This window comes from Pseudomonas taiwanensis DSM 21245, from assembly GCF_000425785.1.
In the GTDB taxonomy this organism is placed as follows: Bacteria; Pseudomonadota; Gammaproteobacteria; order Pseudomonadales; family Pseudomonadaceae; genus Aquipseudomonas; species Aquipseudomonas taiwanensis.
This window is the reverse complement of the sequence record NZ_AUEC01000012.1, coordinates 1-24,638: the sequence shown is the minus strand read 5'-3', so window position 1 is coordinate 24,638 and position 24,638 is coordinate 1. Positions and strand designations below refer to the sequence as shown.

Genomic DNA, 24,638 nt, shown 5'->3' with positions numbered 1-24,638 from the left:
ACTTTACGCCTTGATACAAGCACAGCGCTTTCACCCGTCGCGGGCAAACGGCTAAGCTAAGCAATAGATTCCAACAGTGCTGGCATCGCCGTCACTTTCCCATGGTTCAACTGCCCGGACGTATCATGCGCAGCCGCCTGTTACACATTGCATCCTGCCTGCTGCTCACCGCTGCCGCCACAGCGGTGCAGGCCACCGACCTCTCCCTGCAACGCCAGTACTACGACGAGGCCAAACGTGCCTTGGCCAAGGGCGACAAAGGCCCGTACCTGCGTTACGCCCAGGCCCTGCGCGACTACCCGCTGACGCCTTACCTGGCCTATGACGAGCTCACCGCTCGCCTGAAAAGCGCCAGCAATGAAGAAATCGAGGGGTTCCTGGCCAAGCATGGCGACCTGCCACAAGCCAACTGGATGAAACTGCGCTGGCTGCGTTGGCTAGCCGAACGTGGCGAATGGAATACCTTCGCCAAGTACTACGACCCCAAGCTCAATTTCACTGAACTGGACTGCCTCAACGGTCAGTACCAACTGAGCCATGGCATGCGTGCCGAAGGTTTCGCCAGCGCCGAAAAACTGTGGAATGTCGGCAAGTCGCAACCTGCGGCCTGCGACACCCTGTTCGGCATGTGGGCAGCCGAAGGCCAGCTGACCGAGGCCAAGCGCTGGAATCGCACCAAGCTTGCCGCCCAAGCCCGCAACTATGGGCTGGCCAACAACCTGGTCAAGACCCTGACCACCCTCGCCCCGCAGGGCCGCCTGCTGGTCGACGTGGCACAGAAACCCGAACTGCTGAACCAACCTTCGCGCTTCACCCCGGTCAACGAAGCCATGTCCGACGTGGTCAGCCTCGGCTTGCGCCGCCTCGCCAGGCAGGACCCAGAGCGCGCCATGGCGCTGCTCGACGATTACGCCCAGCGCATGCATTTCTCCCGCGACGAAAAAGTCGCCATCGCCCGGGAAATCGGCCTGACCCTGGCCCGTCGCTATGATCCGCGCGCCCTGGACCTGATGACCCGTTTCGACCCGGAACTGCGCGACAACACCGTCAGTGAATGGCGCCTGCGTCTGCTGTTGCGTCTGGGCCGCTGGGAAGATGCCTACGAGCTGACCAAGCGCCTGCCCCAGGACCTGGCCAGCAGCAGCCGCTGGAAGTACTGGCAAGCCCGCACGCTGGAACTGGCCCAGCCGAACAACCCGCAGATCCCCTTGCTTTACAAGAATGTGGCACGCGAGCGGGATTTCTATGGTTTCCTCGCCGCCGACCGCGCTCAAACGCCCTACCAGCTGAACAACCGCCCCCTGGTGCTGAGCCCGCAACTGGTCAACAAGGTGCGTAATACGCCCGGGATCAAACGCGCCCTGGAATTCCACGCCCGCGGCCAGATCGTCGAAGGGCGCCGCGAGTGGTACCACGTCAGCCGCCACTTCACACGTGACGAGATGGTGGCCCAGGCGCGCCTGGCCTATGACTTGCGCTGGTATTTCCCGGCCATTCGCACCATCAGCCAGGCTCAATACTGGGACGACCTGGACGTCCGTTTCCCCATGGCCCACCGCGACACCCTGGTGCGCGAGGCCAAGGTACGCGGCCTGCATTCGAGCTGGGTGTTCGCCATAACCCGCCAGGAAAGCGCCTTCATGGAAGATGCCCGCTCCAGCGTGGGTGCCAGTGGCCTGATGCAGCTGATGCCGGCAACGGCCAAGGAAACCGCACGCAAGTTCAGCATCCCGCTGGCGTCGCCGTCGCAAGTGTTCAACCCGGACAAGAACATCCAGCTGGGCGCAGCCTACCTGAGCCAGGTACACAGCCAGTTCAACGGCAACCGGGTGTTGGCCTCGGCGGCCTACAACGCCGGGCCCGGACGGGTACGGCAGTGGCTCAAGGGCGCCAAGCACCTGAGCTTCGATGTGTGGGTGGAATCGATCCCGTTCGATGAAACTCGCCAGTACGTGCAGAACGTGCTGTCGTATTCGGTGATCTACGGACAGAAGCTCAATTCGCCGCAACCGCTGGTGGATTGGCATGAGCGGTACTTCGACGATATGTAAGCCATGCTCCCCCTGTCGGTTGTCAGGGGGTACACGGCCAGGCTCCCTGCAAGAGCCGGCTTGCCGGCGATGAGGCCGGCAAGCACTCCCGCTATTCCACCACCTCGACCCTCATCCCCACTTCAAGCACCCCTCGGCCATCCACCGCCAGGTTCTGCCCGAACAACACATCCCCTTCCTTTTCACGGAATGTCTTGAGCGTGGTCAACGGCTCACGGTCCGGGCTGCGCTCTCCGGTCACCGGGTCGAGCGTGGTGAAGATGCAGCGCACGCTGGGCTTGAGCAGGCGAAACTCCAACTCGCCGATGCGAATGCGCTTCCAGTTATCCTCGGCGAACGGCTCACTGCCCTGCACCACCAGATTCGGTCGGAAGCGGAGCATTTCCATGGGCCGGCCAATGCGCCGGTTGAGTTCATCCAACGACCCTTGGCCAATCAGCAGGAATGGAAAGCCATCCGGGAACGCCGCCCGGTCGCTGTTCAAGCCATAACCGCTGGGCAGGTAGCGAGCACGCTGTGGCGGGCAATACACCAGACGTACAGGCTTTGCGAGCATCTGCGACAACCAGGCAGCCGCCTCGTCGCCCGCATCGGGCACCCGCAAGGTATCGCGCCAGATCGTCACCCCGCGCAAATCATCGTCAGCCTCCGGCATCTTCACCTGCAGCGACGGCTGCCCTGGGGTTTCCAAGAGCAGCCCCGTTTCAACATGGCTTGCCTTGAGCTGGCTCAGTTGCGGCCAGGCGCGCTGGGTCAAAAAGCGGCCGTTTTCCTCCTCGACCACCATCCAGCGACGATCACCGAGCACACCCAGGTGATCCACCGGCGAAGCCTGCAAGCGTTGCGCCTGCCCCGACTTCACCGGATATCGATACAACTCACTTAGAAACATCCCTGCCAGCCTCGCACTCTCCGAAAACGCCTAGCTTATACCCGGCGCACGGTCAGCGCAGGTATCAGGCGCTGGCGGTATCCAGCAACAGACGCTGCTTCACCACATCGACCAGACGATCAGGCTGGAACTTGGAGAGGAAATTGTCGCAACCGACCTTCTTGACCATGGACTCGTTGAAGCTGCCCGACAGCGACGTGTGCAGCACCACATAGAGCTTGCGCAGGCGCGCATCGCCGCGAATCTCGGTGGTCAGCCGGTAACCATCCATTTCCGGCATCTCGGCGTCAGTGAACACCATCAGCAATTTCTCGCAGACATCTTCGCCAGCATCGGCCCACCCCTTGAGCATGCGCAGTGCTTTGAGGCCGTCGCTGGCCACATGCAGCTTGACGCCAAGCTGGGACAGGGTGTCGCGCAACTGCGCCAGGGCTACGCTGGAGTCATCCACCAGCAACACTTCTCGCCCGCGAGCACGCGACAGCACCGGGTCGGCGAGCTTGTCGCCGGAAACCCTGGCGTTGTAGGGAACGATCTCGGCCAGGACCTTTTCCACGTCGATCACTTCCACCAACTTGTCATCGACCTTGGTAATGGCGGTCAGGTAATGCTGACGGCCAGCGCTGGAAGGCGGCGGCATGATGGCTTCCCAGTTCATGTTGACGATGCGATCGACTCCGCCCACCAGGAAGGCTTGCACCGAGCGATTGTACTCGGTGACGATGATGGTGCTGTCCGGGCCCGGCTGCAGCGGGCGCATGCCGATCGCCTGGGACAGGTCGATCACTGGCAGGGTCTGCCCGCGCAGGTTCACCACGCCGCAGACGAATGCATGACGCTGCGGCATCAAGGTCAGCTTGGGCAGCTGCAGCACTTCCTGCACCTTGAACACGTTGATCGCGAACAGCTGGCGACCTGCCAGGCGGAACATCAGAATTTCCAGGCGGTTTTCACCCACCAATTGCGTTCGTTGGTCTACCGTGTCGAGAATGCCAGCCATTGGAAAAGCCCCCAGGCTCGTGTGGGAAAAGTGAGTTGATCCATCCTGTATCGGCATTTTTATGCGCAGCTTGACCCCCGCAGGAAAAAGCCTTGCCAGCGATTGATATCACTTTACCATCATGCTTTACTGCGATCATCGCAACCCCACCTTCTTCGTCGCCACCCCTACCCAGTATCAGGGAAACCCTTAGCAGCAATCGGGTGCAACCTGATGTTCGCAATATCCTTTAGCCATTAATGTGACGCCATTCTCATTGCATGAATGGAGTCAGGCTTTTGCTAGCAATCGTCTTGGCGTTGCCAACCCCCGCTCCAGCTAAAGCCGCCGGAGTGACATGATGGACCACGCCTCCTCGAACAGCATCGCCCTGCAGGAATTTCTGCTGGATGCGCAGATCTTGTTAACCCAGTCCCAGGAATGCCTACAGCACCTGGAACTGATCGACAACGACCCGGATGCCTGCAATTGCCTGAACAACACCCTCGATACTCTTGCCCGTCGCGCCAACGACCTGGGCCTGATCGAAGTCGCCCTCTACGCCGAAGCCTTGCAACGGATGCTGGCCCCTGCTTGCCACGAACGACACCTAAAGGGTGAAGCCCTACCGGCCGTGGATGCCTGCCTGACACTGCTGGCCTGGCAACTGGAGCTGGTCGACCCGCGCACCGGCCGCCTGAGCCTGGACACCTGCGAACAGACCACGCTGCTGGGTGAGCTGGCCCGGATATTGGGCCAACCTGCTCCGCAAACGTGTGCCTCCTGCAATGAGCGCGAACAGTCGGGCGCCCATCCTCATTCGGCCGCGCCAGCGCAGCGCTCATCCCCCCTTTAGAGCGGCGCGAACGCCCCTTCCGAAGAGCAACTAAGCGTATTGTTCAAGGCCCACCATGGTCGAACTAGTGAAGTTTGGCCAAAGTTTGGCGTTTGCACTTGAGTACGATTCAAGCGAGTTGCGCCGGAAAAGCACACAACTTGGTCAAACAATGGCATTTTGCCTCGTCCGGAGATGAAAAAACCTCCGGATACCCCCGCAAATCCTAAGGATTCGATGCTCTGGCTGCCCGCGACCAAATCATCCCAAAGTGTTAATATGCGCACACGAAAACGCTCTCGGCACCCCTGCAGATCCTTTCGACGTGCGCTGGACGATTGATTGAAAGCACTACGCCAAAGCCTCTGGTAATACCTGTGCAAGGCCCTCCATCAGCAATACTTCAGTGGCTTCCCTATTTATGCTCCCACGCTTGAAGATCCCTCTGCGTTGCTGTTCTCGCACTGCCCTGCTGCGCTGGATGACGGCGTTGCTGTGCGTGGCTTCGCTGGTCGCCAATCTCGTGCTGTTCATGGCCAACCAACCCCTGCCGGGTGGCCTGCTGGTATTGCAACTGATCGCCACGCTGGGTGTGGCCTGGCACTTGAGCCGCGGCGCTAGGTCGATCAACCTGCAGCCGGCGGAACTGGCCGACCGCATGCTCAAGGTCCAGGAGAGCGAGCGCCAACGCCTGAGCCGCGAACTGCATGATGACATCGGCCAACTGCTGACCGCTGCCAAGCTGCAACTGGACTGGCTGCAACGGCGGATGCCAGCCGACCTGCAGCCACAGTGCAGCACCCTGCGCGACACCCTGGAAGACACCTTGAGCAACGTGCGCGATGTCTCGGCCATTCTCAACCCAAGGCAACTGGCCAGCCTGGGCCTGGAAGCCAGCCTGCGTGCTCACCTGGTTCGCACACTGGCAAGCAGCGACGTGCACTGGAGCCTGGAATGCCACCAACGCCTGGGGGGGATTGGCGAGGAAGTGTCCATGGCCGTCTTTCGCATCACCCAGGAAGCCGTTACCAACATGCTGCGCCATGCCCAGGCACGCAACCTGACCATCAAGCTGCAACGCAGCCCCGAAGGCCTGGCCCTGACCATCCAGGACGACGGTCGCGGCTTCACTCCCACGAGCAACCCGGCCGAGGCCGGCCAACGCGGCATGGCCGGTATGCAGGAACGGGTGGTGGCCCTGAAGGGCAACCTGACCATCACCAGTCAGCTTGGCCTGGGCACCCGGATCGATGTCATTTTCCCATGGCCGCCACGCACCCATGAACGTGCCAGGACCCCCGCTTCCCATGACCTGTAGATTGCTGTTGGTGGACGACCACTCGCTGATCCGTGCCGGGGTCCGAGCCCTGGTTTCCGACATTCCTGGCTACACCGTGATCGGCGAAGCCGACGACGGCAACCAGCTGCTCGAACAGGTGCATGCGTTGGCGCCGGACATCATCCTGCTGGACATTTCCATGCGTTCCACCAGCGGGCTGGATGCGCTCACCCAACTGCGCGCCAGCGGCAATACCAGCAAGGTGCTGATCCTGTCGATGCACACCGACCCGGAGCTGATCATGCGCGCCCTGGAAAGCGGCGCCCATGGCTACCTGCTCAAGGACACCACCGCTACCGAGCTGGAACAGGCCCTGGCCGCCCTGCGCAATGGCGAGCGCTATCTCAGCCCGGCCATCGCCCACACCGTGATCAATCAGGCACTCATGCATGCACAGCATGGCAAGCACGCCGTCAGTGAGCGTCACAACCTGACCGCCCGCCAGCTGGAGATCCTGCGTCTGATCGTGCGCGGCAAATCGACCCGCGAGATCGCCGCCGGCCTTGGCCTGTCGATCAAGACCGTTGAAACCCACCGCTCGCAGATCATGAAACGTCTGCAGATCTATGACGTGGCCGGCCTGGTGCTGTTCGCCGTACGCGAAAAAATCATCAGCCTGGACGACTGAGCAGCGGCGAGCCCTCCGGCAGGTGCAAGCGCAGGGCCGCAGGTTTCGCCTCGAAGCGCAGGCTTTCGGCTTGCAACGGTTCGCCGTCAAGGTTGATGTCCAGCCCCTGGGAGCACTTGACCTCCACCCACGGCAACCTGGCGCGGACGAACAAGCCCTCGCCGGCGAAGAGGTCACGCAGCGCCCCTAACATTTCCTGAGGCGCAGGGAGGATGGCGATGTCCAGCAGGCCATCGTCGGCCACCGCCTCCGGGCACAGCACCTGACCGCCGCCAGCCTGGCGTCCATTGCCGATCCCCAGGGCCAGCAACTCGCCCTGCCAATCGAACCCCGGCCCTTGCAACGCCACCTTGGCGGCTTGCAGCTCACTGAAACGCGACAGCCCAGTGAACAGGTAAGCCGCCGCCCCCAGCACTTTTTTCAGATCCTCCGAGGTGTTGGCCGTCACCTGGCTACCGAAACCACCAGTGGCCATATTGAGAAACAGTTGCTCGCCCACCTGCCCCAGGTCGATCGGTTTTGCGGGCTGCTCCAGCAGCGCCAACGCCGCCGCAGGTTCCAGCGGTATTCCAGCAGCCTTGGCGAAATCATTGGCGGTGCCCAGCGGTAGCAGCGCCAGGCTGGCGTCCGTGGCCGCCAGCCCCACGGCTTCGGCTACATCGCGCAAAGTGCCATCGCCGCCACCTGCGACCACATGGGTGTAACCGGCCGCCACCGCCTCATCGACAAAGCGCTGGGCATCCCCGGCTTCCCAGGTGACGCGCACATCCAACGTCCAACCGCGCTCGCGCATACCGCGCACGGCTTCACGCACTTCGTCATTCATCGCCTGCTTGCCGTGCAGGATCAACACCGCCTTGCGCCCTTGCATCGTTTTTCTCCCCAGTGAAGACAGTCTTCTCCAGATGTCGACCATCGCCTCTCGCAGAATGCTGCATGGCCCTGCTCGACTGACGAGGGCCTCCTGCGCAAGCCATCGTACGAAAAACAACCAAATTCACACATTCATCATTGAAAGCTTCGCTCACAGGGAGCATGATCGACAAATATTTGGCCTTCATGGAAGATGATGCCTAGAAAAGTCGGTTTTTTGACTTTTTGCCGCCATAACCCTGACAGGTCGCATCGTTCCCCTTCAATGGCGCCACTGACGGCGCCCTGAGTCGAGGTCGTGAAATGAGCGTTCTGATCCCCTGTATCATTGCTGGCGGTGCCGGTACCCGTCTTTGGCCGGTCTCCAGGGAAGCCATGCCCAAGCCCTTCATGCGCTTACCGGATGGCGAGAGCCTGCTGCAGAAAACCTTCGCGCGTGCCAGCGCCCTACCCGGGGTCGAGCGCTTGCTGACCGTGACCAACCGAGAAGTATTCTTTCGCACCCAGGATGAGTATGGCCAGGTCAATCCAGGCAAGCTGCCCTTGGACTTCATTCTGGAGCCAAGTGGACGCAATACGGCTCCGGCGATAGCCGCCGCCGCACTCCACTGTGCCACGCAATATGGTGAGGACAGCCTGCTGCTGATCCTGCCCGCCGACCACCTGATACAAGATTTCGAAGCCTTCGCCCAAGCGGTCGCTCATGCACGCCAGCTGGCCGAAAACGGCTGGCTGACCACCTTTGGCCTGGTGCCCGACCGCGCCGAGACCGGGTTCGGCTACATCGAACGTGGCAAAGCGCTGAACGAGCACGCCTATCAGGTGGCTCGTTTCGTTGAAAAGCCCGACACGCCTACCGCCCAGGAATACCTCGACGGTGGACGCCACCTGTGGAACGCCGGCATGTTCTGCCTGCGCGCCAGCAGTGTGCTTGAGGAACTGCAGGCTCACGCCCCCGAAGTGCTCGGCAGCGTCGCCACCTGCCTGCAGCGCAGTGCCATCAAGCAAGGCGACAAGGCGCTACAGGTGGAGTTGGACGCGGACAGCTTCGCCCTGGCCGAGGACATCTCCATCGACTACGCCCTGATGGAGCGCTCCGATAAGGTCGCCGTGGTGCCCTGCGAGCTGGGCTGGAGCGACATCGGTAGCTGGGAAGCGGTGCGTGAGCTGCGCCAGACCGACGACGCCGGCAACCACTGCAACGGTGAAGCGGTGCTGCACGATGTACGCAACTGCTACATCGACTCACCCAAGCGCCTGGTTGGCGCCGTGGGCCTGGACAACCTGATCGTCATCGACACCCCCGACGCCCTGCTGATCGCCGATGCCTCGCGCAGCCAGGAGGTCAAGGTCATCGCCCAGCAGCTCAAGCACCAGGGCCACGAAACCTATCGCCTGCACCGCACCGTCACTCGTCCCTGGGGGATGTACACGGTGCTGGAGGAAGGCCCGCGGTTCAAGATCAAGCGCATCATGGTGCGCCCTGGCGAGTCCCTGTCACTGCAGATGCACCATCACCGCAGCGAACATTGGATCGTGGTCAGCGGCATGGCCTGCGTGACCAATGGTGAAGAAGAATTCCTGCTCGATACCAACGAGTCCACCTTCATCAAACCAGGCCGCACCCACCGCCTGACCAACCCTGGCGTCATCGACCTGGTGATGATCGAAGTACAGAGCGGCGAATACCTGGGCGAAGACGACATCGTACGCTTTACTGATATCTATGGACGCGCCCCGACAGCAGCTGCTGGCTGATTGTCAGCGGGCGCGTCTTGTTATCCGCGACCTTTAGCGAGGATTCCGGGTCATGCGCATTCTCTGGACACTGCCCTACCTGCCCTGGCCCACCACCAGCGGCAGCAAGACCCGGCAATACCACCTGCTGCGCGCCCTCGCGCAGCACGGTCACCGGATCACCTTGCTGGTGCAGTCGAAGATACCGCTCAGCGATGCCGCCCGCGATGCTCTGGAACCATTGGTCGAGCGCCTGATAGTGCTGCCCAGGCGCCCGCTTCACAGCCCACTGAACCTGTTGGCATCCCCCATCATCGACTACCCGATGCGGGCCATCATCAACGGCCTGGCCCCCTGCCTTCGACACCGCTTCGAACAATTGCTGGATGAACCCTGGGATGTGATCCAGATCGAGCACAGCTACAGCTTCCAGCCTTTCGAAAAAGCCCTGCAGGCCCGTGGCTTACCGTACATGCTGACCGAGCACACGGTCGAATCGGTGATGGGCGCCGCCTGCCATGACCAACTGCCCCTGTGGCTGCGACCGCTCAATGCCTTCGACCGCTGGCGCTACCGGCGCTGGGAGCAACGCGTGTTGCGCCAACCCACCGAAGTGGTGGCGGTGAGTACCCATGACGCCGACCTCCTCAGCCAGGTCAGCGGGCGTCCGGTAAACGTGGTGGTCAACGGTGTCGACTGCGATCACTACCAGAACGTGCGCCCGGCATTTCATAGCCAGCGTCTGCTGTTCGTGGGCAATTTCGAGTATGGCGCCAACCTCGAAGCCATCGAATGGGCGCTGGAGGAGATCCTGCCCCAAGTCTGGATGAGCAACCCCGCCGTGCGCCTGGCTATCGCCGGGCACGCCATGCCCGCCAGCTGGAAACTGCACTGGAACGATCCGCGCATCGAATGGCTCGGCTACCGCCCTGACCTGCGCGAACTGCAACAACGTTCCGCGCTGTTTTTCGCGCCCCTGCGCTATGCCGGCGGCTCCAAAGTGAAAATTCTTGAGGCAATGGCCGCAGGCTTGCCCGTCATCACCACTGCCAAGGGCGTTTCAGGCTTGGCCGTGAACAACGGCGAGCACTACTTGGGCAGTGACGACGGCGACCAGTTGGCGCTGTTCATCACGCAACTACTCAACCAACCATGGCGCATGTGCCAGCTCAGCGAGGCCGGCCGCCAGTTTGCCCGACAACGCCACGACTGGAGCGTCAGCGCCCAGCAGTTGGAGAATGTGCATATGCGCCTGACTCAAGCCACGCCGGCCGACGCCAGGCAAACCGATGCTGCCTGGCTCGGGCGTTCAGTCAAGTAGCTCGCTGAAGGGAATGAACGGCACGCTGTCGCCCGGCTTGGGCAGGGTGCCTTCGCGTACCTCCACCAGGCCTTCGGCCCATGCCGCGCTGCGCAGCACACCAGAACTCTGGTTCTTGTAGATCCGCACCTGGCCTTGCTCGATACGCGCACGCAGGTATTCGCGGCGGGTTCCTGCCTTGGTCCATTCGAAACCGGCAGGCATATCGAAACGCAAGGGCGTCACCTCGGTCACGCCTTGACGGCGTAACAGGTAGGGGCGGGTCAGCAACCCGAAGGTGACGAGCGTGGACGCTGGGTTGCCTGGCAAGCCGATCACCGGCACACCACGGAAATGTCCGAACGTGAGGGGCTTGCCCGGCTTGATCGCAAGTTTCCACAACGCCAGCTCACCGGCCTCGCGCAGGACTGCACCAAGGTAGTCAGCTTCACCGACGGAAACACCGCCCGTGGAAAGGATCAGGTCGACATCGCCCAACCCGGCCAGGCATTCGCGCGTGCGGGCCAGGTCATCAGCCAGGATGCCCACATCGCGAACCTCGCAACCCAGGCGCTGCAACCAGCTCACCAGCAGACGGCGATTGCTGTTGTAGATCTGCCCAGGCCCTAGCGGCAGGCCAGGCTCCACCAATTCATCGCCGGTGCTGAGCACTGCCACTCGAATCTTTCGCACCACCTCCAAGGTGGCGAAGCCAAGTGTCGCCGCCAAGCCCAACTGAATCGGCCCGAGACGCGTACCGGCAGCCATCACCTGTTCGCCCTGGCGGGTCTCCTGGCCCTGTGGTCGCACATTCTGCTCGAGCTTCATGGGCTCGAGGAAACGCACCCGGCCATCGTCCAGCACCTCGGCGTTTTCCTGCATCTCGACGCAATCGGCGCCCGCGGGCAGCGGCGCGCCGGTGAAGATCCGCGCACAGGTTCCAGGCTGCAAAGGTTGGGGGGCATGCCCGGCAAAGATGCGCTGGCTGACCGGCAGCGGCTCGCCTCGCCAGTCGTCCAGGCGCAGCGCATAGCCGTCCATGGCACTGTTCGGCCAGGGCGGCAGGTCCAGCGTAGCCACCAGGTCGGTCGCCAGGACCCGGCCCTGTGCCTCGGCCAGCGGAACGATCTCGCGTGCCTCGATCGGCGCAGCCTCGGCCAGGGCAATCAAGCGCTGCAGCGCTTCTTCGACCGACATCAGCGGCTGCTTCTGCACTGCCTCAACCACGGCTGTCACAGGCCGTTGCCTGCTTCAGGTGCGGCACGAAGTTGCAGGGGCGATGGCGGGCGTCGAGCTGCTCGGCCAAGATGCCGTCCCAACCGGTACGCACGGCATTGGTCGACCCTGGCAGGCAGCAGACCAAGGTGCCATTGGCCAGGCCTGCCAGTGCACGAGACTGCACCGTGGAAGTGCCGATATCGGCAACGGAGATCTGCCGGAACAATTCGCCGAATCCTTCCACCTGCTTGTCCAGCAGGCACGCCACGGCTTCCGGGGTGCTGTCACGGCCAGTGAAACCGGTACCGCCAGTGATCAATACCACCTGCACGGTCTCGTCGGCGATCCAGTTCGCAACCTGGGCGCGGATCTTGTATAGGTCGTCCTTGAGCAATACCCGCGCCGCCAGTTGGTGTCCGGCCTCGGTCAAGCGGTCGACGAACAGTTGGCCGGAGGTATCGGTTTCGAAGGTACGGGTGTCGCTGACCGTGAGCACGGCGATGTTCAGCGGCACGAAGGGGGTGTCTGCTTTGGCTTTCATGAGCATTCGTCGCAGTAGCAAGTGATGGCCGCAGTTATATCACAGCCGGCCCTGGCCGATGCCGCCGTTGTTCCCGGTCAATGTCCGGGCTTTAGCGCTATGCTGCACTGTCAGAGGAACTTGCATGGACGCCCTGCGTCTTAATGTCATCTAGCACCATCGCACTGGAGAAACACGATGATTCAACGGACCCTTCCTGCCTTCATTCTCGCCCTGGGGCTGGGCGCCCTCGCTGGCTGCGCATCGCCAACCGTCATCACGCTGAACGACGGTCGCGAGATCCAGGCCGTGGACACCCCGACGTTCGACGAGGACTCCGGGTTCTATGAATTCGAGCAACTCGACGGCAAGCGCACGCGCCTGAACAAGGACCAGATTCGCACCGTAAAAGAGCTCTGATGGAGCCCGCCTTCGAGCAAACGGCCTTTACACAACAAGGGCTTGCGTTCAAAAAGGCGATACAGTAGGATTTTGTTCATCGGAGTGTAGCGCAGCCAGGTAGCGCGTCTCGTTCGGGACGAGAAGGCCGCAGGTTCGAATCCTGTCTCTCCGACCAAATCCTTCAAAAAGCCCGCCTTGTGCGGGCTTTTTGTTGCGTCCAGAAAATGTCGGCAGGCTGTACCGGCGCTGCGAACAGGCCGGCACAGCACTCCACTCACTTAAGGTCGGCTACGGCCTGTTCTGCCTGCACCGGTATGTAAAGCAACTGCAAGCGCGCGCTGCTCCACTGACGGGTCTTGTTGGTCAGCTCCAGATCGTTGTTCAGCTTTTGCCCATAGGTCGGCACGATTTCCTTGAGCTTGGCTTGCCATTGCGGCGTCCGGATGCGGTCCTTGAAGGTCTTTTCCAGCACGGTCAGCATGATCGGCGCAGCGGTAGAAGCCCCTGGGGAAGCGCCAAGCAACGCGGCGATGCTGCCGTCCTGGGCGGCCACGACTTCTGTACCGAACTGCAAAACGCCACCGTGTACCGGGTCCTTCTTGATAACTTGGACGCGCTGGCCGGCCTGCAGCAACTGCCAGTCTTCGTTCCTGGCATTGGGGAAATACTCGCGCAGGGCGTTCATGCGGTCATCGAAGCTGAGCATCAATTGGCCCATCAGGTAAGTGCTCAGGTCGATGTTGTCGATGCCGGCATGCACCATCGGCAGCACGTTGTGGCTGGTCAACGACGCGAACATGTCCAGCAGCGAGCCGTGCTTGAGGTACTTGGTGGAGAAGGTCGCGAACGGGCCGAAAAGCAGTACTTGCTTGCCATCGATCATCCGCGTGTCCAGGTGCGGGACCGACATCGGCGGCGCGCCGACCGAGGCTTTGCCGTAAAGCTTGGCCTTGTGGCGGGCGACGATGTCCGGGTTGTCGGTCATCAGGAACTGGCCACCCACCGGGAAGCCGGCGTAGCCTTGCGCTTCGGGAATGCCCGATTTCTGCAGCAGTTTAAGCGCACCGCCACCGGCACCGATGAACACGAACTTGGCGTTGACGCGAGTCTGCTCCCCACCATTGGCCAAGTCGGCCACCAGCACATTCCAGGTGCCGTCATCGTTGCGCACGATGTCACGCACTTCGTGGCGCAGGTGCAGCTTGACGTTGGGGTTGCGCGCCATCGAGGCGAACAGCTGACGAGTGATCTCGCCAAAGTTCACGTCGGTGCCGATGGCCATCCGCGTGGCAGCCACTTTCTGCTCTGGGTCCCGGCCCTCCATCACCAGCGGCACCCATTTGCGGATCTGCTCGTGGTCCTCGGAAATTTCCATACCGCGGAACAGCGAACTGTGCTGCAGTGCGGCCACGCGCTTGTGCAGGAAGGCGACGTTCTCGTCGCCCCATACGAAGCTCATGTGCGGCACATTGTTGATGAACGACTTGGGGTTGCTCAGCACGCCCTGCTCGACCTGATAGGCCCAGAACTGCTTGGAGATCTCAAACTGCTCGTTGACACCGACGGCCTTGCTGATGTCGATACTGCCGTCCGTGCCCTCACTGGTGTAGTTCAGCTCGCAGAAGGCCGAATGCCCGGTACCGGCGTTGTTCCAGGCATTGGAGCTCTCTTCGGCGACCTGGTCCATGCGTTCGTAGACGTCGACCTTCCAGTTCGGCTCAAGCTCGGTGAGGTAGGTGCCGAGGCTGGCACTCATGATGCCGCCGCCGATCAGCAGGACATCGACGGACTTTTGCGGCGCCTCGGGTTTGGAGCAACCGATGACGCTCAGGCAGAGGAGCGTCAGCAGGATTTTCTTCATTGATGTGATCCAGTTGTTGTGTACACGCGCGCCGCTATGAGCAGGGAGCGTGCCAACAGGCCCTGGACCAGGCAACATGGGGTGAGGCGGTAGGTCGCATGGCGACAATCCGCCACAGGGCAGCGGATTGCGCCAACCTGGGTGGCGGATTTCCCCCGGATGCTTCGCCGGTGAACCCGCGCCTGGCGCTTGCGCGTCAGGCGGTCAGGCGTGACGTCACCTCACCCAACTGCCCCGAGAGGCCATGCAAGCGCTGCCCGGCTCGTTCGGTGTGCTGCACGGCCTCCTGGTTCGCCGTGGCGATGCGGGTGATTTCGATCAGGTTGCACGAGATGTCTTCGGCCACGCTGGTCTGTTCCTCGGCCGCCGTGGCAATCTGCCGGTTCATGTCGCGAATCGCCTCCACCGACAGGGTAATGCGCTGCAGCATCTGCCCCGCCTGCTGGACCTGCTCGGCCCCCTCCTCGCTGCGCTGCCGACCGCTTTCGATGGCCTTCACCGCGTCCACCGCACCCGACTGCACCGCCTCTATGATCTGATGAATTTCCGCGATGGAAGCCGCCGTGCGCTGGGCCAGGCTGCGCACTTCGTCGGCAACCACCGCAAAACCACGCCCGGCCTCGCCAGCACGGGCCGCCTCTATGGCAGCGTTGAGCGCCAGTAGGTTGGTCTGTTCGGCGATGCCGCGAATCACCTCGAGTACCTTGCCAATGCGGGTGCTGTCGTTTTCCAGTTCGCGAATCACCGCAGCCGTACCGGCAATTTCACGGTTGACCACGGCGATGATGTCGATGGTCTGCTGCATCACCTGCTCGCCGGCCTGGGCGCTTTGGTCTGCTTCATCCGCCGCGCGTGCTGCCTCGGCAGCGTGGCGTGCCACTTCCTGGGCGGTAGCGGACATCTGGTGCATGGCCGTGGCCACCTGGTCGGTGCGCTGGAACTGGTCATGGGTCCCACGGGCCATGTCACTGGCGATGCTGCGCAATTGGCCGCTCGCACCTTCGAGCTCCTGGGCGTTGTCCTGCAAACGGCCGACGGTGTCGGCGAGGAAGTCACGCAGGGTATTGGCTGCCCGGGCCAGGCGACCGAGTTCATCCTCACGGCGGCTGTCCACCCGCGAGACAAAGCGGCCCTGACTCAGTTGCGCGACGTACTCGATCAGCTGGCCGATAGGCTTGATCAGGCTGCGATTGATCAACCAAAGACTAAGCAGGCCGACCAGCGCAGCCGACACCAACATGACCAACACACCCAACCACACTGTGCGCTCGGCGACGGCGCTGATGTGGGACGCCCGTTCGCGGGCATCGGCGCGCAGCTGTTCGACCAGCGCACTCATTTGCTCGCTGGCAGCGCGGTCGACCCCCTTCACCGCCTGGTCGCCCGCCACAGGGTCGCCGCCTGCGGCCAAGAACGCCTGACGCCCCTTTTCGTAGGCTACCCCCAACTGCCGGTGGCTCTCGCGCAACTGTTGCAAGGGCGCCTTGAGCTTGCCATCGGTGGTCTCGATCAATTGCCCGAGCAACTGTTGAACCTGCTGCTCACGCGTCTGGAACTGCTGCCAGTACCTGTCCAGATCAGCCGGCTGGCGACCACGCAGCAAGACGTTCTTCCACTCCTGCACCTGAATCTTGAACTGCAGATTGGCTTCGTCGATCAGTTGCGAAGCCCGTAACGGCCCATCCACCAGCCCGGCATAACCGCGCACGCTGGAAGACAGAAACTGAAAGCACACCAGGGCGATCAACAGCATCGCCGCCAGACTACCGGCCAGCAGGGTGAGCATTTGTACTCTGAGGGATTTACGCAACATCGGGATCTCGGGAACCAGGAGGAAGAAAATGGCGTGCGCCGGCAGCGCAGATCAAGACATCCATGTCCTCGTTCGCAGACCAAAAAAAAGCTGCCATCGGTCGATAGCAGCCAGGTCGAGCACTTACGCAACAGCTGATCCAGATACTCTCAGGCAATTGCTACAGAAATGTTACATAGGGCCACGCACTAACGCGTATTGAACTGCAGCGAGGCCAATCGCGCGTAAAGTGGGCTTTGCTCGATCAGTTGGGCATGGCTGCCCACCGCTACCAAACGGCCCTTGTCGATCACCGCGATCCGGTCGGCGTGTTGCACCGTGGCCAGGCGGTGCGCAATCACCAGGGTGGTCCGACCGGCCATCAGGCTCGGCAGCGCTTGCTGGATCAAGTGCTCGCTCTGGGCATCGAGGGCGCTGGTGGCTTCGTCGAGCAACAGGATAGGTGCGTCTACCAACAGCGCTCGAGCGATGGCCAGGCGTTGGCGCTGCCCTCCCGAAAGGCCGGTCCCGCCCTCCCCCAGCATCGTCTGATAGCCCTGGGGTAACTGCCGGATGAACGCGTCGGCATGGGCGCCCCGCGCAGCCGCTTCCACCTCCTCCCAGGTCGCCTCGGGCCGACCGTATCGGATGTTGGCCTCGACGCTACCGCGAAACAGCGCGGGGCTCTGCGCAACCAAGGCGAATTGGCGACGTACGTCGGCCGGGTCCAGGTCTGTGATGGGTTGCCCGTCGAGCAGAATGCGCCCGCGCTGGGGGTCGTAGAAGCGCAGCAGCAGGTCGAACAGGGTCGACTTGCCGGCACCGGACGGTCCTACCAGCGCCACGGTCTGCCCCGGCTCTACCACCAGGCTCAGATCGTCGATGGCCGCCACCGAAGGCCGCGACGGGTAGGCAAACCCGACCTGTTGCAACTCGATCCTGCCAGACACCCGTGGGTACACCAATGTCGTCGGCACCGAGGGAAGCAGTATTGCACTGCGCGCTGCCAGCAACTCGTCGATACGTTCGGCCGCGCCTGCCGCGCGCTGCAACTCCCCGATCACCTCACTGAGGGTACCGAAGGCGCTACCGACGATCAGGCTATAGAACACGAAGGCGGCCAGCTCACCGCCCGAGATACGCCCGGCGATGACATCCATGCCACCGACCCAGAGCATCACGCCAACGGCCCCCAGCACCAGCACGATGACCAGGGTGATAAGCCATGCGCGCTGGGCAATGCGCCGCCGCGCCACACCGAAAGCCGCCTCGACAGTACCGGCGAACAGCTCCCGGTCCCGCGACTGGTGGTTATAGGCCTGTACTGTCTTGATCTGCCCCAAGGTCTCCGCCACGTAACTGCCCACGTCCGCCACCCGATCCTGACTCTGACGCGACAGGCTGCGCACCCGCCTGCCAAACAACAGTATCGGTGCCAGCACCAGGGGCAAGGCGACCACCACGATGCTGGTGAGCTTGGGGTTGGTGACGAAGAGCAGTACCACACCTCCCACCACCATCAAGGCATTGCGCAGAAACATCGACAGCGATGAACCTATGACCGACTGGAGCAAGGTGGTGTCGGCAGTCAGACGCGACTGGATCTCGGAACTGCGGTTGTCTTCGAAAAAGCCGGGGTGCAGTCCCACCAGGTGATCGAACACCGCCCGCCGAATATCGGCCACGCAGCGTTCGCCGATCCATGACACCAGGTAAAACCGGCTGAAAGTGCCCACGGCCAGCGCCAGGACCAACACCAGGAACAGGCCGATGGTCTGGTTGAGCTGGTGGGGCGAGCGGGTCATGAAACCTTGGTCCACCAGCAAGCGAATGCCCTGGCCCATGGACAAGGTAATGCCTGCCGTGACCACCAGTGCCAGCACTGCCAGCAGGGCCTGGCGCCGATAAGGACGAATGAACTGCCAGGCGAGGCGCAGGGCCCGTCGCTGACGTGGTGAAACCGATTCGGGCATGGTGAGGTCCAGAGGAGACGGGAACCCTGAGACTACCATTCATCCGATAAGGGGGAACGGTTGCAGGCGAGCGCGGACCAATTCTGGGTAATGCAGTCCAATAGTGCGCACACCCTGGTGAGTATAGCTTTTCGTTCTAACCGGTCACTGGAGCTTTGAGGCGCTTTCTGTTGGACTGTCCCTGTCGTGACAACAGAACCAGAGCTGTCACAGGCCGGTCACGGCGCAGGGTTACCCTGAGCTTGAACCTGATGAGGAGACAGGAAAGATGAGTCTGCAGCGAAGCAGCGATAGCCAAAAGCCACAGAATCAACCACCGTCGAAGGTCTGCGGCTCGATCATCGACGCCCAAGGTCGCGAGGTGCCGATCACCGAGCAGATGATCCAGCAAGCGTGCAAAGACCTCGAAGACAGTCGGGTAGAAAAAGTGCGCAAGGGCTGAGCAATAGATTTCTGACAACCCGGCCCTTTGGCCGGGTTTTTCATGGGCGCCTGATGGGGTTTTGCGCTGGACTGCCCGGCCTGAACGCCGGCGAGCCGGCTCTTACAGGGCCGCGCAACCCAAGGCGCTGACCATCTGTGCCAGTTGCGGCGCCTCGCCCCGAATACGCACCGCCAGCCCTTCGATCTCACGCCGCGGTGGATAATGCTTGCGCAAGGCATCGAAGGCCGCCCGCTGCTGGGCCGGGTCATCGCTCAGGCTACGACGGAAGTCAGCATCGTCACGGCGTGGGTCATACACGGCGCGACACAGCGTCGCCAGGGACCAGGCCAGGTCGGCGCTGGCATCCAGTTCGATCTGCGCCAGCGGTGGCTTGGGCAGCAAGTCTGCCAATTGCACCTGCTCGGGCTGACCGAGGAAACGGCACAGCGCCTGGTAGATCTGCGCCGTGCCACGCTGGCGACCGTCCAGGCTATAGCCTGCGATATGTGGCGTGGCCAAGGTACACAAGTCAGCCAACTGCAGGTTTACCTGGGGCTCGCCCTCCCATACATCGAGCACGGCATGCACATCCTCGCGGTCCAGCAACAGCTCGCGCAGGGCATGGTTGTCCACCACAGGTCCGCGACTGGCATTGATCAGCCAGGCGCCAGCACGCAAACGCGCCAATTGCGCCTCGCCCAGCAAATGCCAGGTCGGGTGGTCGCCGCCATGCTGCAACGGGGTGTGCAGGCTGATGACATCACACTGCTCGAGCACCGTATCAAGGCTGACATAGTCGCCCCCTTCTACAGCCTGACGCAGCGGATCACAGACCAGCACCTTCCAACCCAGACCATGCAGTACCCGCACCAAGCGGCCGCCCACCTCACCTGCGCCCACCACGCCGTATACGCGCTCAGGCAGTGACACACCGTCGAGGTCGGCCAGGGTCAGGAGGCTACCCAGCACGTAATCCACCACGCCACGGGCGTTGCACCCAGGTGCGCTGCTCCAGCGGATGCCAGCCTCGGCAAAGTAGTCCAGGTCCAGGTGATCGGTGCCGATGGTGCAGGTGCCCACGAAACGGACACGGCTGCCTTCGAGCAGTTGCCGGTCGACCCGGGTCACCGAGCGCACCAGCAGTACGTCGGCATCCTTGACGCTGGCCGCGTCAAGGCTTCTGCCGGGGTAACGGCGGATCTCGCCGAAGCCTTCGAAGAAGGCATCGAGCAGCGGGATATTCTCGTCGGCAACTATCAGCATGGCGCTCTCCTGTGCGGGGAACGCAGTGTAGGCGCTACGCCCGGCTTGATCCAGCGCGGCTCAGTCGGTCTTCTTGCGGATCCAGTACAGGAAGGTACCGGCCTCTTCCTGCTGTTGCAGCAACTCATGACCCAGGAAGTTGCAGAACTTGGGGATATCACGGCGGGTCGAGGGGTCGGTGGCGATCACCTTGAGCAGGCCGCCAGCGGCCAGGTCGCGCACGTGCTGGTGCAGCATCATCACCGGCTCCGGGCAGTTCAGGCCAGTGGCATCGAGGATGGCGTCGGGGGTGAATTCAGTCATGTGGAACTCCGCAAATGATCGCTATTGTCGCGCATGCCAGGCTTCGGTCCAAGGGGCCGGCTGCCGGCCCCAAGCACTCAGCGTGGCTTCAAGTCGAGCCGGCGCAGGTGACATGTCACTTCCTCGCGGTCGTGATACAGCTGCTTACAGGCAATCGAAACCCTGACCTTGCGCGCCTTGAAGGTGGCTTCCATGCGATCCAGCAGACGCCGCACCTCGGCATAGCGTTGCTTCATCGGCAACTTGAGGTTGACCACCGCCTCGCGGCACAGCCCCTCGCCTAGCCAGGTTTCGATCAAGGCAGCGGTGCGCGCGGGCTTTTCGACGATGTCGCAGACCATCCAGTCCACCGTCTGCTTTGGCTGCCAGGTAAAGCCATCGGCCATCAGGTGCTGCACCAGACCAGTGTCCATCAAGCTCTCGGCCATGGGGCCGTTGTCGATCGCGGTGACCAGCATGCCCCGACGCACCAGCTGGTAGGTCCAACCACCAGGCGATGCGCCCAGGTCGACACCGGTCATGTCGTCACCCAGACGCTGCTCCCACTGCTCGCGGGGAATGAATTGGTGCCAGGCTTCCTCGAGCTTGAGGGTCGAACGGCTGGGTGCCTCGCGGGGGAACTTCAGCCGAGGGATACCCATGGCCCAGAGCGCGCTGTTGCTCGGTGGCGCCATGCCGACAAACACCCGCCTGCCGCTGATGAACGTCAGCAACAGACGCGGGCGATTGCTGTCTTCGACCAGGCGCCCGGCCTTTTCCAAGGCTTTGCGCAGCGGGACCTCGAACTTCCGGCAAAAGGTCGACAGCTCCTTGCCTTCGTTGCTGTCGAGCACCTCCAGCCATAGGCTGCCGAACTCCGGGTAAGCGCCGAGGTGCTCGAGCAACACGCTGATACGGTCGCTTTCCGGCAACTCGACGAAGTCACCACGGGCCCACTGGCGCGGGAAAATCAACTGAGCGAAGCGCAGTTCCCCCATCAACCGCTCGGCACCTTCGGCCTCGGCACAGACGAACTCGGCGCAGGCGCTCTGCGGCTTGCCCTTGGCATAACCGGCAACGCCAAGGCGGGCGGCGTGTTCACTGATTTCTGCGCACACCTCGCCCTCGAAACCGGGCCGGCAATGCATGAACAGGGTATTCATCTCTCACTCCACTTCGGCTGGCGCACAACCGGCGCCGGCAGGCCGGCGATGATAAAGGAAGATCGGAACCTGCGACATGCCCCGCCGGTCCAGAAGTGGGTCATGCATGACAAACAGGTCTAACCTGACCTTTCAGCCAGGCCCGTGACGTACGGGCCGATACAGAGCGGTGCCACTGGCAAATATCCATGATTGCCAGGCACCGGCGCAGAAGGAGTTGGCAATGCCCTCGCTCGATAGCCTGAAAACCCTCAAGACCCTGAAGGTAAACGACCATACCTACCACTACTACAGCCTCGCCGAAGCGTCCCGCCAGCTAGGCGACCTGCAACGCCTGCCGATGTCGCTGAAGGTGCTGCTGGAGAACTTGCTGCGCTGGGAAGACGGCAAGACCGTCACCGGCGATGACTTGCACGCCCTGGCCTCATGGCTAAAGGAGCAGCGTTCGGATCGCGAGATTCAATACCGCCCAGCCAGGGTACTGATGCAAGACTTCACCGGTGTACCGGCGGTGGTCGACCTGGCTGCCATGCGTGCAGCCGTGGCCAAGGCCGGCGGCGATCCGCAGCGGATCAACCCGTTGTCACCCGTGGACCTGGTGATCGACCACTCGGTGATGGTCGACCGCTATGCCTCGCCCCAGGCGTTCGCCGAGAACGTCGACATCGAGATGCAGCGCAACGGCGAGCGCTATGCATTCTTGCGCTGGGGCCAAAGTGCCTTTCACAACTTCCGGGTGGTGCCACCTGGAACGGGCATCTGCCACCAGGTCAATCTGGAGTACCTCGGTCGCACCGTTTGGACCCGTGAAGAAGACGGCCGCACCTACGCCTTCCCGGACACGCTGGTCGGCACTGACTCGCACACCACCATGATCAACGGCCTCGGCGTGCTTGGCTGGGGGGTGGGCGGGATCGAGGCAGAGGCCGCCATGCTGGGCCAGCCGGTGTCGATGCTGATTCCGGAAGTGGTCGGTTTCAAACTCACCGGCAAGTTACGTGAGGGCATCACCGCTACGGACCTGGTACTGACCGTGACACAGATGCTGCGCAAGAAAGGTGTAGTGGGCAAGTTCGTCGAATTCTATGGCGATGGCCTGGCGGACCTGCCCCTGGCCGACCGGGCGACGCTGGCCAACATGGCTCCAGAGTACGGCGCGACCTGTGGTTTCTTCCCGGTAGACGACGTGACACTGGAGTATCTGCGCCTGTCCGGTCGTCCCAACGAAACGGTGCAGCTGGTCGAACAGTACTGCAAGGCGCAGGGCCTGTGGCGCCTGCCGGGTCAGGAACCGCTGTTCAGCGATACCCTGGCGCTCGATATGAACGACGTGGAGGCCAGCCTGGCTGGCCCGAAACGCCCTCAGGACCGCGTCGCCCTGGGCCAGGTGAAGCAGGCCTTCGACCACTTCATCGAACTGCAGCCCAAACCACTGGCCAAGGAGATTGGCCGCCAGGAAAGCGAAGGTGGCGGCGGCGTGGCGGTAGGCAATGCCGATCAAGCTGGCGAAGTCGACTACCAGCATGATGGGCAAACCCACACCCTGCGCGACGGCGCGGTGGTGATCGCGGCCATCACCTCCTGCACCAACACCTCCAACCCCAGCGTGATGATGGCTGCTGGCCTGGTGGCGAAGAAGGCCGTGGAAAAGGGCCTGCAACGCAAGCCTTGGGTGAAGAGCTCCCTGGCGCCAGGCTCGAAAGTGGTCACCGACTACTTCAAGGCAGCCGGTTTGACCCACTACCTTGATCAATTGGGTTTTGACCTGGTCGGTTATGGCTGCACCACCTGTATCGGCAACTCGGGGCCGTTGGACGAGGCGATCGAGAAGGCCATTGCCAACGCTGACCTCACGGTTGCCTCGGTGCTTTCAGGCAACCGCAACTTCGAAGGCCGGGTGCACCCGCTGGTGAAGACCAACTGGCTGGCATCGCCGCCGCTGGTGGTTGCCTATGCCCTTGCCGGCAGCGTGCGCCTGGACCTGACACGAGATGCCCTGGGCACCGGCAAGGATGGGCAGCCGGTGTACCTGCGCGATATCTGGCCGAGTCAGAAAGAGATTGCCGACGCCGTGGCCAAAGTCGACACCGGCATGTTCCACAAGGAGTATGCGGAGGTTTTCGCCGGTGACGCGCAGTGGCAAGCGATCGAGGTACCGCAGGCGGCCACCTACGTTTGGCAGGACGACTCGACGTACATCCAGCACCCGCCGTTCTTCGATGACATTGCCGGGCCATTGCCGCACATCGGTGATATCCATGGTGCGCGGATCCTGGCGTTGCTTGGCGACTCGGTGACCACTGATCACATCTCCCCCGCTGGCAACATCAAGGCCGACAGCCCGGCTGGGCGTTACCTGCGCGAGAAGGGTGTCGAGCCACGGGACTTCAACTCCTACGGTTCGCGTCGGGGGAACCATGAGGTGATGATGCGCGGCACCTTCGCCAACATTCGAATCCGCAACGAGATGCTGGGGGGTGAGGAAGGCGGCAATACGGTGCATGTGCCTTCGGGCGAGAAGCTGTCGATCTATGATGCGGCGATGCGTTACCAGGCTGAAGGAACGCCATTGGTGGTGGTGGCGGGCCAGGAATATGGTACGGGTTCGAGCCGTGACTGGGCGGCCAAAGGTACCAACTTGCTGGGTGTGAAGGCGGTGTTGGCGGAGAGTTTCGAACGTATCCACCGTTCCAATCTGGTTGGTATGGGGGTATTGCCATTGCAGTTCATGGCTGGGAACGATCGCAAGCAGTTGCGGCTGACGGGCCGGGAGATCATCGATATCGAGGGCCTTGAAAATGCATCTATTCGGCCGGGAATGCGTTTAACCTTGCGAATGACTCGTGAGGATGGGGAGCAGGAGAAGATCGAGGTGTTGTGCAGGATCGATACCTTGAATGAAGTGGAGTACTTCAAATCGGGCGGCATTCTGCATTATGTGCTGAGGCAATTGATTGCAAGTTGAGGACCATGAATCATTGCTTTTGCTTTTGCTTCCAGCGCGCGGTAGTTCAGGCGCCACCTCATGCGACTTCAGGAGGCCGAGCGCAGGGCTTGCGCAGGGAGGTGACGGGCATGGATGCCCGTCAAGCGCTGCGGCCCAGGA

Annotated in this window: 20 protein-coding genes, 1 tRNA gene and 1 pseudogene; 10 read left to right on the top strand and 12 right to left on the bottom strand. The window is 62.3% G+C overall.

Annotation, left to right across the window (positions count from 1 at the left end; genetic code table 11):
• Positions 1–125: 125 nt before the first annotated feature.
• Entirely contained in the window at positions 126–2,051 is a 1,926-nt protein-coding gene (locus H620_RS0103970) for a transglycosylase SLT domain-containing protein (protein ID WP_023379568.1), read from the top strand.
• Positions 2,052–2,142: 91 nt separating this feature from the next.
• Here H620_RS0103970 and H620_RS0103965 read toward each other — a convergent pair whose 3' ends face one another.
• Both H620_RS0103965 and H620_RS0103960 read right to left on the bottom strand, forming a co-directional pair.
• Complete coding sequence (locus H620_RS0103965) at positions 2,143–2,943, bottom strand: MOSC domain-containing protein (RefSeq protein ID WP_023379567.1); 801 nt, start codon at positions 2,941–2,943, stop codon at positions 2,143–2,145.
• 64 nt (positions 2,944–3,007) lie between these two features.
• Positions 3,008–3,943 carry a chemotaxis protein CheV gene (locus H620_RS0103960; protein ID WP_023379566.1) on the bottom strand — a complete coding sequence of 312 codons (936 nt, stop codon included), beginning with the start codon at positions 3,941–3,943 and terminating at the stop codon, positions 3,008–3,010.
• A 340-nt stretch (positions 3,944–4,283) separates the two neighbouring features.
• On the opposite strand from H620_RS0103960, the gene H620_RS0103955 reads away from it, so the two are divergent.
• From H620_RS0103955 to H620_RS0103945, 3 genes are all read left to right on the top strand, one after another.
• A complete protein-coding gene (locus tag H620_RS0103955; RefSeq protein WP_023379565.1) occupies positions 4,284–4,778 on the top strand; it encodes a hypothetical protein in 495 nt (164 codons plus the stop codon).
• A 400-nt stretch (positions 4,779–5,178) separates the two neighbouring features.
• Complete coding sequence (locus H620_RS0103950; protein WP_027906765.1) at positions 5,179–6,075, top strand: sensor histidine kinase; 897 nt, start codon at positions 5,179–5,181, stop codon at positions 6,073–6,075.
• Complete coding sequence (locus H620_RS0103945) at positions 6,065–6,724, top strand: response regulator (protein WP_023379563.1); 660 nt, start codon at positions 6,065–6,067, stop codon at positions 6,722–6,724. Before H620_RS0103950 ends, H620_RS0103945 begins: the two co-directional genes overlap by 11 nt.
• Here H620_RS0103945 and yegS read toward each other — a convergent pair.
• Entirely contained in the window at positions 6,708–7,595 is an 888-nt protein-coding gene (gene yegS / locus H620_RS0103940) for a lipid kinase YegS (protein WP_023379562.1), read from the bottom strand. The two genes, H620_RS0103945 and yegS, sit on opposite strands and share 17 nt — an antisense overlap.
• A 305-nt stretch (positions 7,596–7,900) precedes the next feature.
• Between yegS and H620_RS0103935 the strand changes: the two genes are divergently transcribed.
• Together H620_RS0103935 and H620_RS0103930 are read left to right on the top strand one after the other, a co-directional pair.
• Positions 7,901–9,355: a mannose-1-phosphate guanylyltransferase/mannose-6-phosphate isomerase gene (locus tag H620_RS0103935; protein ID WP_027906764.1), complete on the top strand. Its 1,455-nt coding sequence runs from the start codon at positions 7,901–7,903 to the stop codon at positions 9,353–9,355.
• A 52-nt stretch (positions 9,356–9,407) separates the two neighbouring features.
• Positions 9,408–10,655 (top strand): glycosyltransferase family 4 protein, encoded by a 1,248-nt coding sequence (locus H620_RS0103930; RefSeq protein WP_027906763.1) that lies wholly within the window; start codon positions 9,408–9,410, stop codon positions 10,653–10,655.
• Here the strand turns inward: H620_RS0103930 and H620_RS0103925 are convergent.
• Both H620_RS0103925 and moaB read right to left on the bottom strand, forming a co-directional pair.
• Positions 10,644–11,870 carry a molybdopterin molybdotransferase MoeA gene (locus H620_RS0103925; protein ID WP_023379559.1) on the bottom strand — a complete coding sequence of 409 codons (1,227 nt, stop codon included), beginning with the start codon at positions 11,868–11,870 and terminating at the stop codon, positions 10,644–10,646. The two genes, H620_RS0103930 and H620_RS0103925, sit on opposite strands and share 12 nt — an antisense overlap.
• Complete coding sequence (gene moaB / locus H620_RS0103920; protein ID WP_023379558.1) at positions 11,854–12,393, bottom strand: molybdenum cofactor biosynthesis protein B; 540 nt, start codon at positions 12,391–12,393, stop codon at positions 11,854–11,856. Before moaB ends, H620_RS0103925 begins: the two co-directional genes overlap by 17 nt.
• A gap of 177 nt (positions 12,394–12,570) precedes the next feature.
• Between moaB and H620_RS0103915 the strand changes: the two genes are divergently transcribed.
• Together H620_RS0103915 and H620_RS0103910 are read left to right on the top strand one after the other, a co-directional pair.
• Entirely contained in the window at positions 12,571–12,792 is a 222-nt protein-coding gene (locus H620_RS0103915) for a YgdI/YgdR family lipoprotein (protein ID WP_023379557.1), read from the top strand.
• A gap of 80 nt (positions 12,793–12,872) precedes the next feature.
• A tRNA-Pro gene (locus H620_RS0103910) sits at positions 12,873–12,949 on the top strand.
• Between the two features lie 99 nt (positions 12,950–13,048).
• On the opposite strand, the gene mqo is transcribed toward H620_RS0103910, so the two are convergent.
• From mqo to H620_RS0103895, 4 genes and pseudogenes are all read right to left on the bottom strand, one after another.
• A complete protein-coding gene (gene mqo, locus H620_RS0103905; protein ID WP_023379556.1) occupies positions 13,049–14,635 on the bottom strand; it encodes a malate dehydrogenase (quinone) in 1,587 nt (528 codons plus the stop codon).
• A gap of 196 nt (positions 14,636–14,831) precedes the next feature.
• Complete coding sequence (locus H620_RS27695; RefSeq protein ID WP_374375816.1) at positions 14,832–15,536, bottom strand: methyl-accepting chemotaxis protein; 705 nt, start codon at positions 15,534–15,536, stop codon at positions 14,832–14,834.
• Positions 15,537–15,764: 228 nt separating this feature from the next.
• Positions 15,765–15,875, bottom strand: a pseudogene (locus H620_RS27690) (hypothetical protein); the annotation flags it as partial.
• A 761-nt stretch (positions 15,876–16,636) separates the two neighbouring features.
• Positions 16,637–18,400 carry an ABC transporter transmembrane domain-containing protein gene (locus tag H620_RS0103895; protein WP_027906762.1) on the bottom strand — a complete coding sequence of 588 codons (1,764 nt, stop codon included), beginning with the start codon at positions 18,398–18,400 and terminating at the stop codon, positions 16,637–16,639.
• 268 nt (positions 18,401–18,668) lie between these two features.
• Here H620_RS0103895 and H620_RS27145 point away from each other — a divergent pair, with 268 nt between their 5' ends.
• Entirely contained in the window at positions 18,669–18,842 is a 174-nt protein-coding gene (locus H620_RS27145) for a PA1571 family protein (RefSeq protein ID WP_023379553.1), read from the top strand.
• A gap of 102 nt (positions 18,843–18,944) precedes the next feature.
• Here H620_RS27145 and pdxB read toward each other — a convergent pair whose 3' ends face one another.
• The 3 genes from pdxB to rlmM all read right to left on the bottom strand — a co-directional run bounded on the left by pdxB (position 18,945) and on the right by rlmM (position 21,532).
• On the bottom strand, positions 18,945–20,087 hold the full coding sequence (pdxB, locus tag H620_RS0103885) for a 4-phosphoerythronate dehydrogenase PdxB (RefSeq protein ID WP_023379552.1): 1,143 nt from the start codon (positions 20,085–20,087) through the stop codon (positions 18,945–18,947).
• A 60-nt stretch (positions 20,088–20,147) separates the two neighbouring features.
• A complete protein-coding gene (gene tusA / locus H620_RS0103880) occupies positions 20,148–20,390 on the bottom strand; it encodes a sulfurtransferase TusA (protein WP_023379551.1) in 243 nt (80 codons plus the stop codon).
• A 77-nt stretch (positions 20,391–20,467) separates the two neighbouring features.
• A complete protein-coding gene (gene rlmM, locus H620_RS0103875; RefSeq protein ID WP_023379550.1) occupies positions 20,468–21,532 on the bottom strand; it encodes a 23S rRNA (cytidine(2498)-2'-O)-methyltransferase RlmM in 1,065 nt (354 codons plus the stop codon).
• A gap of 223 nt (positions 21,533–21,755) precedes the next feature.
• Here rlmM and acnA point away from each other — a divergent pair, with 223 nt between their 5' ends.
• Positions 21,756–24,497, top strand: coding sequence for an aconitate hydratase AcnA (gene acnA / locus H620_RS0103870; RefSeq protein WP_027906761.1), 2,742 nt, complete (start codon positions 21,756–21,758; stop codon positions 24,495–24,497).
• Positions 24,498–24,638: the final 141 nt, after the last annotated feature.

Excerpts from the sequence above, each read along its gene's own strand:
- H620_RS27695 (WP_374375816.1), bottom strand. The coding sequence starts at position 15,536 with ATGTCCGCTACCGCCCAGGAAGTGGCACGCCACGCTGCCGAGGCAGCA.
- H620_RS0103970 (WP_023379568.1), top strand. The coding sequence starts at position 126 with ATGCGCAGCCGCCTGTTACACATTGCATCCTGCCTGCTGCTCACCGCT.
- yegS (WP_023379562.1), bottom strand. The coding sequence starts at position 7,595 with ATGCAAGGGCGCAAGGCGGTGTTGATCCTGCACGGCAAGCAGGCGATG.
- H620_RS0103915 (WP_023379557.1), top strand. The coding sequence starts at position 12,571 with ATGATTCAACGGACCCTTCCTGCCTTCATTCTCGCCCTGGGGCTGGGC.
- H620_RS0103950 (WP_027906765.1), top strand. The coding sequence starts at position 5,179 with ATGCTCCCACGCTTGAAGATCCCTCTGCGTTGCTGTTCTCGCACTGCC.
- rlmM (WP_023379550.1), bottom strand. The coding sequence starts at position 21,532 with ATGAATACCCTGTTCATGCATTGCCGGCCCGGTTTCGAGGGCGAGGTG.
- acnA (WP_027906761.1), top strand. The coding sequence starts at position 21,756 with ATGCCCTCGCTCGATAGCCTGAAAACCCTCAAGACCCTGAAGGTAAAC.
- H620_RS0103955 (WP_023379565.1), top strand. The coding sequence starts at position 4,284 with ATGGACCACGCCTCCTCGAACAGCATCGCCCTGCAGGAATTTCTGCTG.
- H620_RS0103965 (WP_023379567.1), bottom strand. The coding sequence starts at position 2,943 with ATGTTTCTAAGTGAGTTGTATCGATATCCGGTGAAGTCGGGGCAGGCG.
- mqo (WP_023379556.1), bottom strand. The coding sequence starts at position 14,635 with ATGAAGAAAATCCTGCTGACGCTCCTCTGCCTGAGCGTCATCGGTTGC.
- H620_RS0103930 (WP_027906763.1), top strand. The coding sequence starts at position 9,408 with ATGCGCATTCTCTGGACACTGCCCTACCTGCCCTGGCCCACCACCAGC.
- pdxB (WP_023379552.1), bottom strand. The coding sequence starts at position 20,087 with ATGCTGATAGTTGCCGACGAGAATATCCCGCTGCTCGATGCCTTCTTC.
- moaB (WP_023379558.1), bottom strand. The coding sequence starts at position 12,393 with ATGAAAGCCAAAGCAGACACCCCCTTCGTGCCGCTGAACATCGCCGTG.
- H620_RS0103895 (WP_027906762.1), bottom strand. The coding sequence starts at position 18,400 with ATGCCCGAATCGGTTTCACCACGTCAGCGACGGGCCCTGCGCCTCGCC.
- tusA (WP_023379551.1), bottom strand. The coding sequence starts at position 20,390 with ATGACTGAATTCACCCCCGACGCCATCCTCGATGCCACTGGCCTGAAC.
- H620_RS0103945 (WP_023379563.1), top strand. The coding sequence starts at position 6,065 with ATGACCTGTAGATTGCTGTTGGTGGACGACCACTCGCTGATCCGTGCC.
- H620_RS0103935 (WP_027906764.1), top strand. The coding sequence starts at position 7,901 with ATGAGCGTTCTGATCCCCTGTATCATTGCTGGCGGTGCCGGTACCCGT.
- H620_RS0103960 (WP_023379566.1), bottom strand. The coding sequence starts at position 3,943 with ATGGCTGGCATTCTCGACACGGTAGACCAACGAACGCAATTGGTGGGT.
- H620_RS27145 (WP_023379553.1), top strand. The coding sequence starts at position 18,669 with ATGAGTCTGCAGCGAAGCAGCGATAGCCAAAAGCCACAGAATCAACCA.